Source organism: Streptomyces sp. TAA486, assembly GCF_000426165.1.
The window spans coordinates 153,954-170,909 of sequence record NZ_AUEV01000021.1; the positions used below are offsets into that span (position 1 = coordinate 153,954).

16 protein-coding genes and 1 rRNA gene are annotated in these 16,956 nt (G+C 70.1%); 3 read left to right on the forward strand and 14 right to left on the reverse strand.

Annotated features, from left to right (window positions below; all coding sequences use genetic code 11):
* Window positions 1-77 precede the first annotated feature (77 nt).
* The 6 genes from hemB to I004_RS0126505 form a co-directional block, all read right to left on the reverse strand.
* Entirely contained in the window at window positions 78-1,118 is a 1,041-nt protein-coding gene (hemB, locus tag I004_RS0126480; protein WP_051345459.1) for a porphobilinogen synthase, read from the reverse strand.
* A complete protein-coding gene (locus I004_RS0126485; protein WP_028437976.1) occupies window positions 1,115-2,797 on the reverse strand; it encodes a bifunctional uroporphyrinogen-III C-methyltransferase/uroporphyrinogen-III synthase in 1,683 nt (560 codons plus the stop codon). The genes hemB and I004_RS0126485 overlap by 4 nt, the downstream gene beginning before the upstream one ends.
* Window positions 2,794-3,792, reverse strand: coding sequence for a hydroxymethylbilane synthase (gene hemC, locus I004_RS0126490; protein ID WP_028437977.1), 999 nt, complete (start codon window positions 3,790-3,792; stop codon window positions 2,794-2,796). The genes I004_RS0126485 and hemC overlap by 4 nt, the downstream gene beginning before the upstream one ends.
* On the reverse strand, window positions 3,789-5,300 hold the full coding sequence (locus I004_RS36195; protein ID WP_078511829.1) for a glutamyl-tRNA reductase: 1,512 nt from the start codon (window positions 5,298-5,300) through the stop codon (window positions 3,789-3,791). The genes hemC and I004_RS36195 overlap by 4 nt, the downstream gene beginning before the upstream one ends.
* Entirely contained in the window at window positions 5,297-6,073 is a 777-nt protein-coding gene (locus I004_RS0126500; RefSeq protein ID WP_028437978.1) for a redox-sensing transcriptional repressor Rex, read from the reverse strand. The genes I004_RS36195 and I004_RS0126500 overlap by 4 nt, the downstream gene beginning before the upstream one ends.
* A 281-nt stretch (window positions 6,074-6,354) precedes the next feature.
* Window positions 6,355-6,591 (reverse strand): glutaredoxin family protein, encoded by a 237-nt coding sequence (locus tag I004_RS0126505; protein ID WP_037977945.1) that lies wholly within the window; start codon window positions 6,589-6,591, stop codon window positions 6,355-6,357.
* Between the two features lie 263 nt (window positions 6,592-6,854).
* On the opposite strand from I004_RS0126505, the gene I004_RS0126510 reads away from it, so the two are divergent.
* The 3 genes from I004_RS0126510 (at window position 6,855) to I004_RS0126520 (ending at window position 10,682) form a co-directional block, all read left to right on the forward strand.
* Window positions 6,855-7,838 (forward strand): HAD-IB family hydrolase, encoded by a 984-nt coding sequence (locus tag I004_RS0126510; protein ID WP_037977868.1) that lies wholly within the window; start codon window positions 6,855-6,857, stop codon window positions 7,836-7,838.
* Window positions 7,839-8,203: 365 nt separating this feature from the next.
* Window positions 8,204-9,073, forward strand: coding sequence for an ECF subfamily RNA polymerase sigma factor, BldN family (locus I004_RS0126515; protein WP_028437981.1), 870 nt, complete (start codon window positions 8,204-8,206; stop codon window positions 9,071-9,073).
* A gap of 262 nt (window positions 9,074-9,335) precedes the next feature.
* Window positions 9,336-10,682 carry a DUF5667 domain-containing protein gene (locus tag I004_RS0126520; RefSeq protein ID WP_028437982.1) on the forward strand — a complete coding sequence of 449 codons (1,347 nt, stop codon included), beginning with the start codon at window positions 9,336-9,338 and terminating at the stop codon, window positions 10,680-10,682.
* Window positions 10,683-10,833: 151 nt separating this feature from the next.
* Here the strand turns inward: I004_RS0126520 and I004_RS0126525 are convergent, their stop codons facing one another.
* The 8 genes from I004_RS0126525 to rrf form a co-directional block, all read right to left on the reverse strand.
* Window positions 10,834-11,880, reverse strand: a complete 1,047-nt coding sequence (locus tag I004_RS0126525) for a lysophospholipid acyltransferase family protein (RefSeq protein WP_028437983.1) — start codon at window positions 11,878-11,880, stop codon at window positions 10,834-10,836.
* Window positions 11,873-12,952 carry an NAD-dependent epimerase/dehydratase family protein gene (locus tag I004_RS0126530; protein WP_028437984.1) on the reverse strand — a complete coding sequence of 360 codons (1,080 nt, stop codon included), beginning with the start codon at window positions 12,950-12,952 and terminating at the stop codon, window positions 11,873-11,875. Before I004_RS0126530 ends, I004_RS0126525 begins: the two co-directional genes overlap by 8 nt.
* Window positions 12,953-13,167: 215 nt before the next feature.
* Complete coding sequence (locus I004_RS38550) at window positions 13,168-13,266, reverse strand: 30S ribosomal protein bS22 (RefSeq protein WP_003948845.1); 99 nt, start codon at window positions 13,264-13,266, stop codon at window positions 13,168-13,170.
* A 150-nt stretch (window positions 13,267-13,416) separates the two neighbouring features.
* On the reverse strand, window positions 13,417-13,626 hold the full coding sequence (locus I004_RS0126535) for a helix-turn-helix domain-containing protein (protein ID WP_158677109.1): 210 nt from the start codon (window positions 13,624-13,626) through the stop codon (window positions 13,417-13,419).
* A gap of 129 nt (window positions 13,627-13,755) precedes the next feature.
* Window positions 13,756-14,631 carry a phosphatase gene (locus I004_RS0126540; RefSeq protein WP_078511830.1) on the reverse strand — a complete coding sequence of 292 codons (876 nt, stop codon included), beginning with the start codon at window positions 14,629-14,631 and terminating at the stop codon, window positions 13,756-13,758.
* Window positions 14,632-14,736: 105 nt separating this feature from the next.
* A complete protein-coding gene (locus I004_RS0126545) occupies window positions 14,737-15,918 on the reverse strand; it encodes an acetoin utilization protein AcuC (protein ID WP_028437986.1) in 1,182 nt (393 codons plus the stop codon).
* A gap of 62 nt (window positions 15,919-15,980) precedes the next feature.
* A complete protein-coding gene (locus I004_RS0126550; RefSeq protein WP_037977871.1) occupies window positions 15,981-16,628 on the reverse strand; it encodes an HAD family hydrolase in 648 nt (215 codons plus the stop codon).
* Between the two features lie 88 nt (window positions 16,629-16,716).
* Window positions 16,717-16,833 (reverse strand): 5S ribosomal RNA (rrf, locus tag I004_RS0126555).
* Window positions 16,834-16,956 lie beyond the last annotated feature (123 nt).

The following is a 16,956-nucleotide window of genomic DNA, read 5'->3' on the forward strand; positions in this document are numbered from 1 at the left end:
CCTCGCCGGAACGGCCCCGCCCAAGGGGCCGTCGGCACCTGGACGTTGCCGCCGGGGCGGAGCCGCAGGGCGAGCCGTCAGAGCTTCCCCGCGACCTCTGTCGCCCAGTAGGTGAGGATGAGGTTCGCGCCCGCGCGCTTGAAGCTCGTCAGCGTCTCCATGATGGCCCGGTCCCGGTCGATCCAGCCGTTCTGCGCGGCCGCCTCGACCATCGCGTACTCACCGGAGATCTGGTAGACGCCGACGGGGACTTCGGCCCGCTCGGCGAATTCGCGAAGGATGTCCAGGTACGGAAGCCCCGGCTTGACCATCACCATGTCCGCGCCCTCGGCGGCGTCGAGGGACAACTCACGAAGCGCCTCACGGGCGTTGCTCGCCGGGTTCTGCTGGTAAGTGTTGCGGTCGCCCTTGAGCGAGGAGCCGACAGCCTCACGGAACGGGCCGTAGAACGCCGAGGAGTACTTGGCCGTGTAGGCGAAGAGCGCCACGTCCTGGTGGCCCGCCTTGTCGAGCGCGCGGCGCACGTAGCCGATCTGGCCGTCCATCATGCCGCTGGGGCCCAGCACATGGGCCCCGGCCTCCGCCTGGACGCGGGCCATCTCGGCGTACCGCTCCAGCGTCGCGTCGTTGTCGACCCGCCCCTGCGCGTCCAGGACGCCGCAGTGGCCGTGATCGGTGGTCTCGTCCAGGCACAGATCGGACATGATCACGATGTCGTCGCCGACCTCTGCCCGTACGTCCCGCAGCGCGACCTGCAGGATGCCCTCGGGGTCGGTGCCCGCGGTGCCGACCGCGTCCTTGTCGGCCTCCTCGGGTACGCCGTAGATCATGATGCCGCCGACGCCCGCCCGCACGGCCTCGGTTGCCGCCTTCTTCAGCGTCTCCCGCGTGTGCTGGACGACGCCCGGCATGGACGAGACGGGCACCGGCTCGCTGATGCCGTCCCGTACGAAGACGGGGAGGATCAGATCCGCCGGGTGCGGCCGGTGCTCGGTGACCATGCGGCGCATCGCCGGGGTGGTGCGGAGCCTCCGCGGCCGCACGGACGGGAAGCCGCCCGGGACGGCCCCGCTGCCGACACCACCGGCACCGGCACCACCGGGAACATGCGCAGTCACGACGATCGTGCCCTCCTCCTGGCCGGGCGCTTCTCGCTCGGCCGCTTCACCACGTCGCCGGCGGCGACGGCCTCCGCGCGGCGCTCCGCGCCGAAGTCCGCCAGCGCCTCGGCCAGTTTGTGCACTGAAGGCTCCGGCGACATGACGTCCACCCGCAGCCCGTGCTCCTCCGCCGTCTTGGCGGTGGCCGGGCCGATACAGGCGATGACGGTGACGTTGTGCGGCTTGCCGGCGATGCCGACGAGGTTCCGCACCGTGGACGACGAGGTGAACAGCACCGCGTCGAAGCCGCCTCCCTTGATCGCCTCCCGCGTCTCGGCGGGCGGCGGCGAGGCGCGCACGGTGCGGTACGCGGTCACGTCGTCGACCTCCCAGCCGAGCTCGATGAGCCCCGCCACGAGCGTCTCGGTGGCGATGTCGGCCCTCGGCAGGAACACGCGGTCGATGGGGTCGAAGACCGGGTCGTAGGGCGGCCAGTCCTCCAGCAGCCCGGCGGCGGACTGCTCACCGCTGGGCACCAGGTCCGGCTTCACACCGAACTCGATCAGTGCCTTGCCGGTCTGCTCGCCCACCGCGGCGACCTTGATCCCCGCGAAGGCACGCGCGTCCAGCCCGTACTCCTCGAACTTCTCGCGCACCGCCTTCACGGCGTTGACCGAGGTGAAGGCGATCCACTCGTACCGCCCGGTGACCAGACCCTTGACCGCCCGTTCCATCTGCTGCGGCGTACGCGGCGGCTCCACCGCGATCGTGGGTACCTCGGCGGGCACGGCACCGTAGCTGCGCAGCTGGTCGGAGAGGGACTCGGCCTGCTCCTTCGTGCGCGGTACCAGCACCTGCCATCCGAAGAGCGGCTTGGACTCGAACCACGCCAGGCGATGACGCTCCGCCGCGCCGCTGCGCTCGCCGACCACGGCTATGACCGGCTGCCCGCCCTCCGGGGACGGCAGCACCTTCGCGGACTTGAGTACCTGCCCGATGGTGCCGAGCGTGGCGCTCCATGTCCGCTGCCGCGTCGTGGTGCCCGCCGCGGTGACCGTCAGCGGCGTCTCGGGCTTGCGGCCGCCGGCGACGAGTTCGCCGGCGACGGAGACGACGGAGTCGAGGCTCGTGGAGACGACGACGGTGGCGTCGCTGGCGCCGACCTCGGTCCAGCATCTGTCGTCGGCGGTGCGTGCGTCGATGAAGCGGACGTCGGTGCCCTCCGCGTCGCGCAGCGGGATCCCGGCGTACGCGGGGACGCCCACGGCGGTCGCGACGCCGGGCACGACCTCGAACGGGATGCCTTCCCGTGCGCACGCCAGCATCTCGCGCGACGCGTCGGCGTCCAGGCCGGGATCGCCCGTCACCGCTCGCACGACCCGCTTGCCGGAGCGTGCGGCCGCCATGGCAATATCTGCTGCACCGTTCGCCGCGTCGGCTGACACACCGTCAGCTTTCGCGTCCGGCTTCGCCTCGGCTTCCACCCGAAGCGGCGTGTCCACCCCTGCCCGCGCGTGGCCGCGGACCACGTCGTACACATGCGGGTCGGCCACAAGCACGTCGGCGTGTGCCAGCGCCTCGACGGCGCGCAGGGTCAGCAGACCCGGGTCCCCGGGCCCGGCACCTAGGAAGGTGACGTGTCCGTGTGCGCCGTAGAGGTGCCGGACTGTCGAGTTGTGGGCAGTGGTGGGGCTCAAAGTGCTCGCTCCCCCATCAGACCGGCCGCGCCTTTGGCGAGCATCTCGTCGGCGAGCTCACGACCCATGTTCTCCGGGATCGCTGCGCCCTCCGCGGACGCCGGTACGGGACCGGTGGTGGACAGCTGCACCAGCGTCTCGCCGTCGATGGTTCCGACGACGCCGCGCAGGCGCATTTCGGTGACAACCTGCCCGTCGTCCAGCAGGTCGGCGAGCGCTCCCACGGGTGCGCTGCAGCCGGCCTCCAAGGCGGCGAGCAGGGTTCGCTCGGCGGTCACGGCGGCCCGCGTGTGCGGGTCGTCGAGCTCGGCGAGCTGGGTGGCCAGGTGTACGTCGGCCGACGCGCACTCGACAGCGAGGGCCCCCTGGCCGGGGGCCGGCAGCACGACGTCGGGGCTGAGCAGTTCGGTGACCTCGTCGAGGCGTCCGGTGCGCTCCATCCCGGCAGCTGCGAGCACCACGGCGTCGAGTTCGCCTGAGCGCACATACCCGATGCGCGTGTCGATATTCCCCCGGATCGGCACGGTGTCGACCTCGACGCCCAGGCTGTGTGCCCAGGCGGCCAGTTGGGACATCCGGCGGGGCGATCCCGTGCCGATGCGGGCGGGCCTGCCCGTGGTCCGCAAGGTCTCCGCGAGCTGTTCGAAGCGGAGCCCGTCGCGGGCGATCAGCACGTCCCGGGCGTCGGCACGACGGGGCACTGCGGCCAGATTCAGCTCTTCGGGCTGCGCTGTGGGCAGGTCCTTGAGCGAGTGGACGGCGAAGTCGATCCGCCCTTCCAGCAGCGCTTCGCGGAGGGCCGTCACGAAGACGCCGGTGCCGCCGATCTGCGCGAGCTGTTCCTTGCTGACATCGCCGTACGTCGTGATCTCGACCAGCTCGACCGGGCGTCCGGTCAGCCGCCGCACCTGCTCGGCCACGAGCCCCGACTGGGCCATGGCGAGCTTGCTGCGACGGGTGCCCAGGCGGAGGGCGTTCGCTGGGCTGTTGCTCATGTGCTCACCTCGTCGCGCCCGGCCGTGTTCGGGCCCGGGACGCCTGCTTCGTCGTTCTGCTCGGTCCGCCGTCCCGCGCCGCGGCGTTCCGGGGACTCGGTGGGCTCCGGGACGCCGGGGGTCACGGGGCTGCTGACGGCGGCGACCGTCTGCGGGTCGAGGTCGAAGAGCTCGCGCAGGGCGTCCGCGTATCCGGCGCCGCCCGGCTCACCGGCCAGCTCCTTCACACGCACGGTCGGCGCGTGCAGGAGCTTGTCCACGACGCGCCGGACGGTCTGCGTGATCTCCGCGCGTTGCTTGTCGTCGAGGCCCTGGAGCCGGCCCTCGAGCCGGGCCATCTCCGAGGACACGACGTCCGCGGCCATCGTGCGCAGCGCGACGACGGTCGGGGTGATCGTCGCGGCCCGCTGCGCGGCGCCGAAGGCGGAGACCTCGTCGCTGACGATGCTCCGCACCGCGTCCACGTCCGCGGCCAGCGGCGCGTCCGCGGCCACCTCCGCGAGCGACTCGATGTCGACGAGCCGCACCCGCTCGGTGCCGTGCAAGGCGGCGTCGATGTCGCGGGGCATGGCCAGGTCGAGCAGCGCCATGTCCCCACCGGGTCCTGCCGCGTCCTCCGCGCCGGCGGCGGAACGCCGGTCCAGCGCCTCGCGTACGGCCTCTCCGGTGAGGACGAGACCGGTGGCGCCCGTGCAGGAGACGACGATGTCCGCGCGGGGCAGCTCCGCCGCGAGGCCGTCGATCGGCAGCGCGTGAGCGCGCGGACCGTGCCCGGCGCTCAGCGCGGCGACCGGCGCCGCACCCGCGGCGAGCCCGGGCCCCAGCCCGGAGGCCAGCCGCTCGGCGCGGTCCAGGGTCCGGTTGGCGATCACCAGTTCGGCCACACCGGCCCGCGCGAGGGTCGTCGCGGCGAGGGACGACATAGATCCCGCGCCGATGACCAGGGCGCGCTTGCCCCGCACCCACTCCTCGACGGGCGCGGTCCGCGCGAGCTGCTCCAGGCCGAAGGTGACGAGTGACTGTCCGGCCTTGTCGATGCCCGTCTCGCTGTGGGCCCGCTTGCCCGTGCGCAGCGCCTGCTGGAAGAGGTCGTTCAGCAGCCGCCCCGCGGTGTGCTGTTCCTGGGCGACCGCGAGGGCGTCCTTGATCTGGCCGAGGATCTGGCCCTCGCCGACGACCATCGAGTCCAGACCGCAGGCCACCGAGAACAGGTGGTGCACGGCCCTGTCCTCGTAGTGCACGTACAGGTGAGGGGTCAGCTCATCGAGGCCGACGCCGCTGTGCTGCGCCAGCAGCGTCGACAGCTCGGCGACGCCGGCGTGGAATTTGTCCACGTCGGCGTACAGCTCGATGCGGTTGCAGGTGGAGAGCACCGCCGCCTCGGCGGCAGGCTCGGCGCTGAGGGCGTCCTGCAGCAGCTTGCCGCGCACCTGGGGCGCGAGCACGGCCCGCTCCAGGACGCTCACCGGGGCACTGCGGTGGCTCAGACCGACGACCAGCAGACTCATGCGGGCATCACGGCGGGGCGGTCCCCGTCAGATCCCGGCTCGGGACGCTTGCTGACAGCCGCGGCGGGCGGGACAGCCGGAGGGGCGGTCTCCTCCTCGGGCGCTTCCTCGCCGGCCTTGCGCTGCTCGTGGAAGGCGAGGATCTGAAGCTCGATGGACAGGTCCACCTTCCGTACGTCGACGCCCTCGGGGACGGACAGCACGGTCGGGGCGAAGTTGAGGATGGAAGTGATCCCGGCGGCGACCAGCCGGTCGCACACCTGCTGCGCGGAGCCCGCCGGTGTGGCGATGACGCCGATGGATACGCCGCTCTCGTCGACGATCTGCTCGAGCTGGTCGGTGTGCTTCACGTCGATACCGGCGACGGGCTTGCCTGTCAGGGACGGGTCGGCGTCGATGAGGGCGGCCACGCGGAATCCACGGGAGGCGAAACCGCCGTAGTTGGCGAGCGCGGCGCCGAGGTTACCGATACCGACGATGACGACGGGCCAGTCCTGCATCAGACCCAGCTCGCGCGAGATCTGGTAGACGAGGTATTCGACGTCGTATCCGACCCCGCGGGTGCCGTAGGAGCCGAGGTACGAGAAGTCCTTGCGCAGCTTGGCCGAATTGACCCCCGCCGCGGCGGCCAGTTCCTCGGAGGAGACCGTGGGCACCGAACGCTCGGAAAGCGCCGTCAGAGCCCGCAGGTACAGCGGAAGCCGGGCGACGGTGGCCTCGGGGATCCCTCGGCTCCGGGTCGTCGCCGGTCGGTGGTTTCGGCCAGTTGCCACAGTGCTCCTGCCGTTTGCGCGAAGCGGTGAGCGATCTCGCACAAGCCGCGCGTTCCGAACGCTCCATCGCGACCAGGCTATGCCTTTGTGAACGCGTGCACAAAGATGGAGTCCGATTTGTCCGGTCAACGTGACCGGTGCCACATGCAACACGCGCGACACACGTCACTCCTCCTCTGCTACCGGCCGTGACCGGCGGCACCGCGACAGGACCCAACTCCCTTGCCCAGCACGGCAACCGGTCTTCCCGGGGCCGCCCGACGGCGCCCTTGGTCCGTCGGCTAGCTCTCCAGCGCCTTGCGCAGCCGTTGCGGGTCCACGCGCCAGAAATCGTGCTGCGCACCGTCCACCAGTACAACCGGGATCTGCTCCCAGTACTTCCGGTACAGCTCCTGGTCGTCCTCGATGCTCTTCTCCTCCCAGGCCGCTCCGGTCTCGGCGCACACCCGCACGATCACGTCCCGCGCGATGTCGCACAGATGGCATCCGGGCTTACCGATCAGGGTGACAGTCCTCATGCCCGCCATTGTCACGCTTCTCCGGCACCACACGTCACCTCCCCGCGGCTTCACATCCGGCGCCGTTGCCGCCGGATGGGCCGCCCCGATACCCGTACGTACAGGCACGGGACGGTCACGGGCCCTCCCGCCGCCCGTACGGGACGCGCGGGCACCCCTAACACCCGTACGCAACCGGTGAGTTCCGAATGTGTCCCGTACGGCCCACAGTTGGACATCCGGGCGTAACAGCCCGGCGCCACGAAGTCGCTATCCTCGGTGTCATGCCCTCCCGTCCCTCCCCCCGTCACGCCTGGTCCTGGATCGCCAGCCGGGCCGGCTCCGCGACCGCGCGCAGCGTGCTCGCGGGCGAGGCGTCGGCCGACGCGGCACGCAAGCAGGAACTGGAGCAGCGGCAGGCGGAAGAGCTCCAGCAGGGTGTCTTCGAGGCGGCGCAGGCGGACGAGGACGAAGAGTCCGAATTCCCCGTCGCGGGCGACATCCGTGCTGCCGCCTTCTTCGACCTCGACAACACGGTGATGCAGGGCGCCGCCCTCTTCCACTTCGGCCGAGGCCTGTACAAGCGCGACTTCTTCGAGAAGCGCGAACTGGCCCGGTTCGCCTGGCAGCAGGCCTGGTTCAGGATGGCCGGCAACGAGAACGCCGGGCACATGGCGGACGTGCGCTCCAGCGCTCTGTCCATCGTCAAGGGCCACAGCGTCTCCGAACTCACGGCCATCGGCGAGGAGATCTACGACGAGTTCATGGCCGGACGCATCTGGCCCGGCACCCGCGCGCTCGCCCAGGCACACCTCGACGCGGGACAGAAGGTCTGGCTCGTGACCGCGGCACCCGTGGAGACGGCGACGATCATCGCCCAGCGGCTCGGCCTGACCGGCGCGCTCGGCACCGTCGCGGAGTCCGTCGACGGCGTCTACACCGGAAGGCTGGTGGGTGAGCCGCTGCACGGCCCCGCCAAAGCCGAGGCCGTACGGGCGCTCGCCACGGCGGAGGACCTGGAGCTGGAGCGGTGCGCCGCGTACAGCGACTCGGCGAACGACATCCCGATGCTCTCGCTCGTCGGGTATCCGTATGCGATCAATCCTGACAGCAGGCTTCGCGAGCACGCGCGCGAAATGGGCTGGCGGCTGCGCGACTACAGGACCGGGCGCAAGGCGGCGAAGGTCGGCATCCCGGCGGCCGCGGGCGTCGGTGCGGTGGCGGGCGGAGCGGCCGCGGCGGTGGCTCTGCAGCGTCGCCGCCGGTAAGGCCTCAGCCCGGCCGGCCACCTCCCGACACGCCGTATCGGCCAGTGGCCGCACGGCAGTTGGGCCCGTGTTTCGCACATCCGGCGCACGGTCCTTCCCGCCAGTCACGCTTCGGACTTCCGGGCACAAGTCGTAACTCGAACGACAAGTTGTGATCAGCAAACGATCGTTGACCTGTTCACACTCTGTTCAAATGAAGGCATCAACGCGTAACAGATCCGACTGAACCGGCGATTTCAGCAACTACGCGTAGCACTGTCTATACGAAGCGTTATTCTCCTCAGACGCAATCGGTACCCACACGCCCCTTCCGGGTCGAACGGTCCCGTACTGCACGTGATGGAAGCTCTGCCTCTGGGAGTCCCGTGTACCCACACGTCGGGGTTGACGCCTCGGGCCTGGCTACGCTGCGCAGCACGGTCGTTGCGGCACTCGGCCGGCTGCGCGATCTTGTCCCCCGCGCGTATGCCCCCGCCCTCGCATCGGCCGTACCCGTCCCCGCCGGCCACCGCTATGTCATGGCGCACCGCGCCGCCACCAGCGCGGCGGTAGGTGCTGCCGCCCACGCCGCCCCGGCCGTCTCCGCCGCGTCCTCCGGCAGTGTCGGCAGGCGCACCCGCAGCTCCGCCTCGGGAAGCGCGGGCACGTCGCACGCCCGGCGCGCCCGTCCTGCGGTCTCGGACACCGACGGCCGCCGGATGATGGATCTCGTCGAGCGGGCGCAGGCCGGCGAGGCCGAGGCCTTCGGCCGCCTCTACGACCAGTACAGCGACACCGTGTACCGGTACATCTACTACCGCGTGGGCGGCAAGGCGACGGCCGAGGACCTCACGAGTGAGACGTTCCTGCGGGCTCTGCGGCGCATCGGGACCTTCACCTGGCAGGGCCGGGACTTCGGCGCATGGCTGGTCACCATCGCCCGCAATCTGGTCGCCGACCACTTCAAGTCGAGCCGCTTCCGGCTCGAGGTGACCACCGGCGAGATGCTCGACGCCAACGAGGTCGAGCGCAGCCCGGAGGACTCCGTCCTGGAGTCGCTCTCCAACGCCGCTCTGCTCGAGGCCGTACGCAGGCTCAACCCGCAGCAGCAGGAGTGCGTCACGCTCCGCTTCCTGCAGGGTCTGTCGGTCGCCGAGACCGCCCGTGCCATGGGGAAGAACGAGGGTGCCATCAAAACCCTCCAGTACCGGGCGGTCCGCACTCTCGCGCGGCTGCTGCCCTCGGACGCGCGCTGAGCCCAACTCGCCCTTCGCGCAGCCCGGTTCATCCGATTTTGCCGGGCTTGCCATTCACCACAGGGTGACTCCGCGCATGCATGTGGTCACATCATCGTGAGTCCGTAACCCGAGTGGCTTGCCGCTCGTTGTGGGGGTGCAGTCTCCCCGCACCCGTGGCGCGCAAGGGTTCGCTCACACTTCCGAGTGAACATCAGCGTTTTGTCCACAGCTTCCGTCCGTGATGGGGAGTGGACCGTGCTGACGAGAGGAGGTGCCGCCCGTGATCGGGTCCGCAGCCGCGAGCAAGCGAGCTGCCGCCTTCGCACAAGCCCTGGACGAGCACGCGCTCGACGAGGCAGGGGCGGACAACCGGACGGCTGAGGTGGTCGGGAGCCCGGGCATCACTGCACCGGTGCCCGTTCCCGCGCCCGCGCCCGCGCCGGTACGTCCGTTCCAGGCGGGCGACGGCGTGGCGACCGCCGCACGTGCGGCGGAGAGCTCGTCCGGGGAAGACGGCGACACGGAGCCCGAGCTGCTGCTGGGTCTGGCGGAGAAGCTCCGCTCAGTGCCCCGGCCGGCGCTGGCTCCCGACGTCAAGACCGTCCAGCGGGCGCAGCTGATCGCCGCCATGGAGGCGGAGTTCGCCTCACCCGAGGCGCGCGCCCGTCAGGTTCCGGCACAGCGGGACGGCCGCGGCTCCAGGAAAGGCGCCCATCGCGCCCCCACCGCCGGTCCGTTGAGCAAGCTCCGTCCCCATTCACGTCTCGGCAAGGGGCTTGCCGCGGGCGGGCTCGGCGTCGGAGTCGCCGCGTCCGCGCTCGGCGGCGTCGCAGCGGCGAGCAGCGAGGCCCTGCCCGGCGACTCGCTGTACGGTCTCAAGCGGGGCATGGAGGATCTGCGCCTCGACTTCGCCGACGACGAGACGGACCGCGGCCAGGTGCATCTGGACCGTGCGTCGGCAAGGCTGCGGGAGGCCCGCCGCCTGATGGAACGGGCGCGCGGCGGTGCCGAGTTGGATGACGAGTCGATGGGCAAGGTCCGCAGGGCCCTCGCCGGGATGCGCTACGACGCCACTGAGGGACATCACCTGCTCAGCTCGGCCTACGAGAGGGACGGCAGCATCGCACCGATGCGTTCGCTCTCCTCGTTCAGCTCGGGACACCGCGAGAGCTGGACGAAGCTCCAGCGAAACCTGCCGCCGCAACTCTCGGACGTCCGCGACGACGTGAGTTCGGTCTTCGACGCCATGGACCACGACATCACCCCGATCGCGGGCCTGCTCTCCGGCTCGGACAAGGAGTCGTCACGCGGACAGGGACAGGGGGGTGACGGCCGGAACGGTCACGGCCGTACGTCTCCCGATCCGTCGTCGACGTCCTCGTCCGGTTTCTCGGAGGACGGGCGCGAGGCCGGCGGAAGCGGCGAGCCGTCGCCGACCGGTTCGGATCCGCGTGCCGGAGAACTCATCGGCGGTGGCGGCATCCTGGACCCGTCCAGGGACGCGGACGGGAATCCGTCGCACCCCGGCTCGGACGGCGATTCGCAGCATGATTCGCAGGTCACGCTGCCGCCCATCGTCCCGGATGTGCTGCCGGGGCTGAAGAAGCTCTCGGAGAACGGCAAGTAGCGCGCGGCGGAGAGAGCGGCGCAGGCGACGCCCCTTCGGTGGCACCGGGCAGTGAAGTCCGGGACATGGAAGGGGCGTTGCTCGTTCCGTCTCGCGGTCACTGCCGACGGGACGGGTGCCCCCTGTTGCGTCCGCACCCGCCCGGGTGCGGCTAGAAGAACACCGACCGGCGCTGCACCAGCAGCTTGTAGAGCGTGTGCTGGATGGTCTCGCGTATCTGGTCCGTGAGGTTGAACATCAGCATCGGGTCCTCGGCCGATCCGGCCGGGTAGCCGTCCGTCGGGATCGGCTCACCGAACTGGATCGTCCACTTCGTCGGCAGCGGCAGAGCCCCGAGCGGCCCGAGCCAGGGGAACGTGGGCGTCACCGGGAAGTACGGGAACCCCAGCAGCCGTGCGAGCGTCTTGGCGTTGCCGACCATCGGGAATATCTCCTCGGCCCCGACGACCGAGCACGGCACGATCGGCGCCCCGGCGCGCAGCGCGGTCGAGACGAAGCCGCCACGCCCGAACCGCTGCAGCTTGTAGCGCTCCGAGAACGGCTTCCCCAGTCCCTTGAACCCCTCCGGCATGACCCCCACGACCTCGCCCCTTGCCAGCAGCGCCGAGGCGTCCTCCGAACAGGCAAGCGTGTGCCCTGCCTTGCGCGCGAGCGCGTTGACGACGGGCAGCATGAAGACGAGGTCCGCCGCGAGCAGGCGCAGATGGCGGCCCGCAGGATGGTTGTCGTGGACGGCGACCTGCATCATCAGACCGTCGAGCGGCAGCGTGCCCGAGTGGTTGGAGACGATGAGCGCCGAGCCCTCCGAGGGGATGTTCTCGACACCGCGCACCTCGACCCTGAAGTACTTCTCGTACATGGGCCGCAGCAGCGACATCAGCACCTGGTCGGTCAGTTCGGGGTCGTAGCCGAAGTCGTCGACCTCGTACTCGCCGGTGACGCGCCTGCGCAGGAAGGCGAGCGCCTGTGCGGCCTTGCGGTCCCAGCCGCCCTCCGTTCCGGCGCCGCCTCGCGCGTCCGCGCCACCGCCGGACGCCGCATCACTGCCATCGGCACCGGAATTGTTTCCGCTGCCGCCCGTGCCCGCGTGTCCCGTGCGCAGATGCCGCTCCCCGCGCGCCTCGTGCCGTTGGTACCCACCACGCCGCTCGTGCCCGTCGTCAGGAGACCCGAACGGGATGACCTTCGCATCAGCCACGCCGGCCGACCTCCTCGTCCTGCGCTCCGACCTCCGGTGGCTCCAGCATCGCAGCCACTCTGTCGACCGTACGGGCCAGGGCCTCCGGCGGCATCAGCCCCGGCCCGCGGCTGCGCGCGAAGGCCGCAAGAGTCTCGCCCGTCGTGAACCGCGGCTCGAAGCCGAGGACTTCACGCATCTGTGCCGTACGCACGACACGTCCGTGCGTCAGCAGCCGCACCTGCTCCGGCGAGAAATCCGTCGCACCGACCGACTGCAGCAGCGACCGGCCCCAGCGGATCGCCGGAAGCAGCATCGGCACCGTCGGACGGCCGAGCCTGCGCGCGCACTGGGAGAGCAACAGCGTGCCGTCCCCGGCGATATTGAACGTACCGGCGCTGAGCGTGCCCCTCCTGGGCTCGCGGGCCGCCAGGCGCAGCACCTCGACGGCGTCGTCCTCGTGCACGAACTGGAGCCGCGGGTCGTAGCCGAGCACGGTCGGCAGCACCGGAAGCGCGAAGTACGCCGCGAGAGGCGAGTCCACGGAAGGGCCCAGCACATGCGCGAACCGCAGCACCGTGACGGACACGTCGGGGCGGCGCCGGGCGAAGCCGCGCACGTACCCCTCGACCTCGACGGCGTCCTTCGCGAAGCCGCCGCTGGGCAGCGACTTGGCCGGGGTGGACTCGTCGAAGACGGCCGGGTCGCGCGGTGCCCCGCCGTACACGCTCGTCGTCGACTTCACGACCAGCCGGCGCACCGTCGGGGCCTTCTGGCACGCGCCGAGCAGCTGCATGGTGCCTATGACGTTGACTTCCTTGACCGAGCTGCGACCGCCCGTCCCCGGAACCGACGGCGGCGAGCCGTGCACATCCATGTGGACGACGGTGTCCACGCCGTGCTGCGCGAGCACTCCGGCGATGTCGGGCTGCCGGATGTCCGCCAGGACGAACTCGGCGCCGCCCAAGTGGTGTACCGGCTCTGTGACGTCGACGCCGACGACGCGGTCCACGTCGGGTTCACGTTGGACACGGCGCACGAAATGGCCACCCAGCTGCCGGGCCACGCCGGTGACGAGTACGACCCTGCCCAAGATCCCTCCCCTGACGCCCGCTTGCGGACCCTGCAGCATGAAGCGAGGTCCCCGCGTGTTCCGGCCGACTCCGGTTCCGCGGATTCCGACTCTCGCCTGTCCGCACACGCGTAGGCGAAACTCAGACGCCTGTACCAAACGAAACCGCCGCCCCACCGCACCGCACACCTGGTGCGGGCAGCAGAACGGCGGTCAACGACGAACCCGGCGCTCGCTCACTTCTTGTTGCGACGCTGAACTCGCGTGCGCTTCAGGAGCTTGCGGTGCTTCTTCTTCGCCATCCGCTTACGCCGCTTCTTGATTACTGAGCCCACGACAACCCTCGCTCACAAATCATCTCCGCTTGGGCGGAGAGAACTGTCTTCACTCGGCGCGGGGCGTCCGAGCCCACACGACCTACATGAAGGGTCAGCCTACCCGGCGCCGGGCGCGGCTCGTAATCCGAGGGTCGTCGCGCGACGCCTTCAGGCCGTTTCCACCCCCACATAGGATTCCTGGAGGTATTCATGGACGGCCTGCTCTGGGACCCGGAAGGACCTGCCCACCCGGATCGCCGGCAGATGACCGCTGTGCACCAGCCGGTACACGGTCATCTTGGACACTCGCATCACCGAGGCGACTTCCGCCACGGTCAGAAAGTTGACCTCGTTGAGAGGTCCCTTGCCAGCAGCCATGTCACACCTGAACCTTCCGCACATGTCGGTCACCGGCTTCCCCTTCCGGCGACTCCCGCTCGCATGCGCGCTCCTCCCCAGATTAGGGGCGGGTGATGCAAGTGGGGAAGAGGAGTAGCGATCGGTCTCCTACTGTGACAGACACGCTCGATTGAGTACATAGCGCGCCAGCGGACGGTAGCTGTCGGACCGCGCAGCGTCATCGACAGGTACCGCGACCGACACCCTCCCCTCGGCCTGACCCACGAACGGCGCCGGATCATCCGTATCTGCGGGCCCGATGGCCTCAATACCCAACTGACCTGCTGCGCAGACCCATCCGTGGTCCCCGATGACCAGACTCGGCAACGGTCCACCGTCCACCATCGCGGCGGCGAGCACGGTCCGCAGCGGCAACGGCGAATGCGTGTGCACACCAGGCGCATCAACTGCCGGGCGCACGCCGGGTTCGTGTATCAGCGCAACACGCCGTGCGTATCCGAGGGTGAGAGTGCGTACGCCGAACTGGGTCGTTATGTCGATACGTCTCCCCGTCGCTGATGTGAGAAGAGTGCATCCCGCCGACGATAGAGCTGAGGCCAATGTTGCGTAGAAGCCCAGAAGGCGCGCCGGATGACCCGTCCCGAGCAACACGGGAACCCGCCGCTCAGCCGCACTTCGCAGCCGGTCGGCGAACGCGTCCAGCGCAGCGATGGTGCGCTCGGGGTCGATGGTGTCGTGACCCGTGACAGTAGCCGCGTCGGCCGAGACACCGCAGGTTTCAGCCATAAGTGCCAGCAACGCCGGTACAGGCCACTCACGTTCGGGTTCGAGCCCGATCAGGGCGCGCGGGTCACGAGCGGCGAAGAGCCGGTAGCGGCGCAGGCTCTTCTCCCGGCTGGTGGCCGTCGTGCCGGCAAGGCGGGAGGCGAGGAGATGCGCACGCAGTTCACCCGCGCCGGTCGGACCGTTGTCCGCCCCGACCTTCCCCGCCTCTGATCCGCCGATGCTCAGCACACCGCCCATGCTGGCGGCCGGTGGCCCTCACGGCCCGGCCTCCGGCCCGCGTCCACCTGGCGAATCCTTGTGCGGGGGCCGGGAGCGCGGTGACCGAGGCTCTTCCCCGTCCGGCTACGGCATCAGCCCGTGCGCCGGGAAGACGGCCTTCCTCGTCGCGTGCACCGCCCGGTCGAGCGCGTCGGCAGGGTCGTAGCCCGTCTCCGACCACACGCGGCACTCCGGGTCGCGCCCGTCCGTCATCCGCTGGGGCGCCGCAGGGCTGCCGGTGCGTGCGTACACCAACTCCCGCCAGGACTCGGGGACTTCGGTCTCCGGGGGCACGGGCGCGCCCGCGGCGATCGCCACCAGGTGCGTCCATGTGCGCGGCACGACGTCGAACACGGCATAGCCGCCGCCTCCGAGCGCCACCCAGCGCCCGTCCGCGTACTCGTGCGCCCAGCCGTGCAGCGACTCGGCGGCGATGCGGTGGGCGTCCACGCTGACGGCCAGATGAGCCAGCGGATCCTCGAAGTGCGTGTCCGCGCCGTGCTGTGTGACGAGCGCCTGTGGCTGGAATTCGCGGAGGAGGTCGGGCACGACACCGTGCAGCGCCCGCAGCCAGCCCTCGTCGCCGGTGCCCGCCGGAAGCGCCACGTTCACCGCACCGCCCTCGGCGTCCGGGCCGCCGCTCTCCTCGGGCCAGCCGGTGCCGGGGAACAGCATCCGCGGGTGCTCGTGCAGAGAGATCGTCAGCACGCGGGGGTCGTTCCAGAAGGCGTCCTGGACGCCGTCCCCGTGGTGCACGTCCACGTCGACGTACGCGACGCGCTCCGCCCCGTTCTCCAGGAGCCGTGCGATGGCCAGCGCCGCGTCGTTGTAGATGCAGAACCCGGACGCGGACGCGTGCATCGCATGATGCAGGCCGCCGGCGAAGTTGACCCCATGCTTCACGTCCCCGCGCCACACGGCGTCGGCGGCCGCCACGGACTGGCCCGCGATCAGGGAGGATGCCCCGTGCATGCCGGCGAACGCGGGATCGTCCGGAGTGCCGACCCCGAACTCGCCCGTCGCCGAGGGCGGATCGTCGGAGATGCGCCGCACCGCGTCGATGTAGTCCTGTCTGTGGACGAGCCGCAGCGTCGAATCCCCGGCCGCCTTCGCGGAGGTCACCTTCAGGTCCTTGTGCGCGTCGAGCCCGAGCGCCTCGACCAGCCGCATCGTCAGCGCCAACCGGACCGGATTCATCGGGTGCCCCGGCCCGAAGTCGTAACCGGTGACTGCCTCGTCCCACATCAACTGTGCGCCGCCACTCATCCCGCCACCGTACCGGCATGGTCCGGGGACGGATCACAGAGGCCGCTCGGAGCGGTCAGACCCTACGAGAGCAGCGCCGACAGCTCCTCCATGCGGGAGAAGTGGGCGATGACCCCACCGAGCCTCTCGCGGGGCGTCATGGACGCGAAGCCGTAGACGTCCATCCCGGCGGCGAGCGCAGCCTGCACACCCATCGGGCTGTCCTCCACGACGGCGCACCTCTCGGGCCTCACACCCATCTTCTCCGCGGCGAGAAGAAAGAGGTCCGGGGCGGGCTTGCCCCGACCGACGTCGTCCGCGCTGAAGATGCGCCCCTCGCCGAAGTGCTCATACAGTCCCGTCTTCCGCAGTGCCACCCTGATGCGCTCATGGCTCCCGGACGAGGCGACGCAGTACGGCACACCGTCCGCGTCCAGTTTCGCGAGCACCTCGTGCACACCCTCCACTGCCTTCAACTCGCTCCGGAACGCGGCGAACACGCGGCCGTGAAAGGCGTCGTCGAAGTCGTCCGGCAGCCGCCGCCCCGACCGTTCCAGCACCAGCTCGTGAATGCGGTGCACGGCCGAACCCATGTAGTCGCGGACCGACTCCTCGAACGTGGTCGGATGCCCCAACTCCGTCAGATACTCGGCGAGTACGCGATTGGAAATCGGCTCGCTGTCCACCAGCACACCGTCGTTGTCGAAGACGACCACGTCATACCTGCCCATGGGGCAACTGTACGGGCACATGAAGAAGCCCCGTTGGTGTGTGTGGGCTGTTGTTCCCACCCCTCCAACGGGGCTTCTCCTACAAGGAGTTCGGCGGTGACCTACTCTCCCACACGCTCCCGCATGCAGTACCATCGGCGCAGTAAGGCTTAGCTTCCGGGTTCGGAAAGTAACCGGGCGTTTCCCTCACGCTATGACCACCGAAACACACCCCGGAAACCGGAACCGGTCCGGGGAAATCTTTATGTGTATCAGCGATGAACGCTGTTCAGTTGTATCCGCACAACGGTTGTTGTTTCAGATACCGCACAGTGGACGCGAGCAAAAA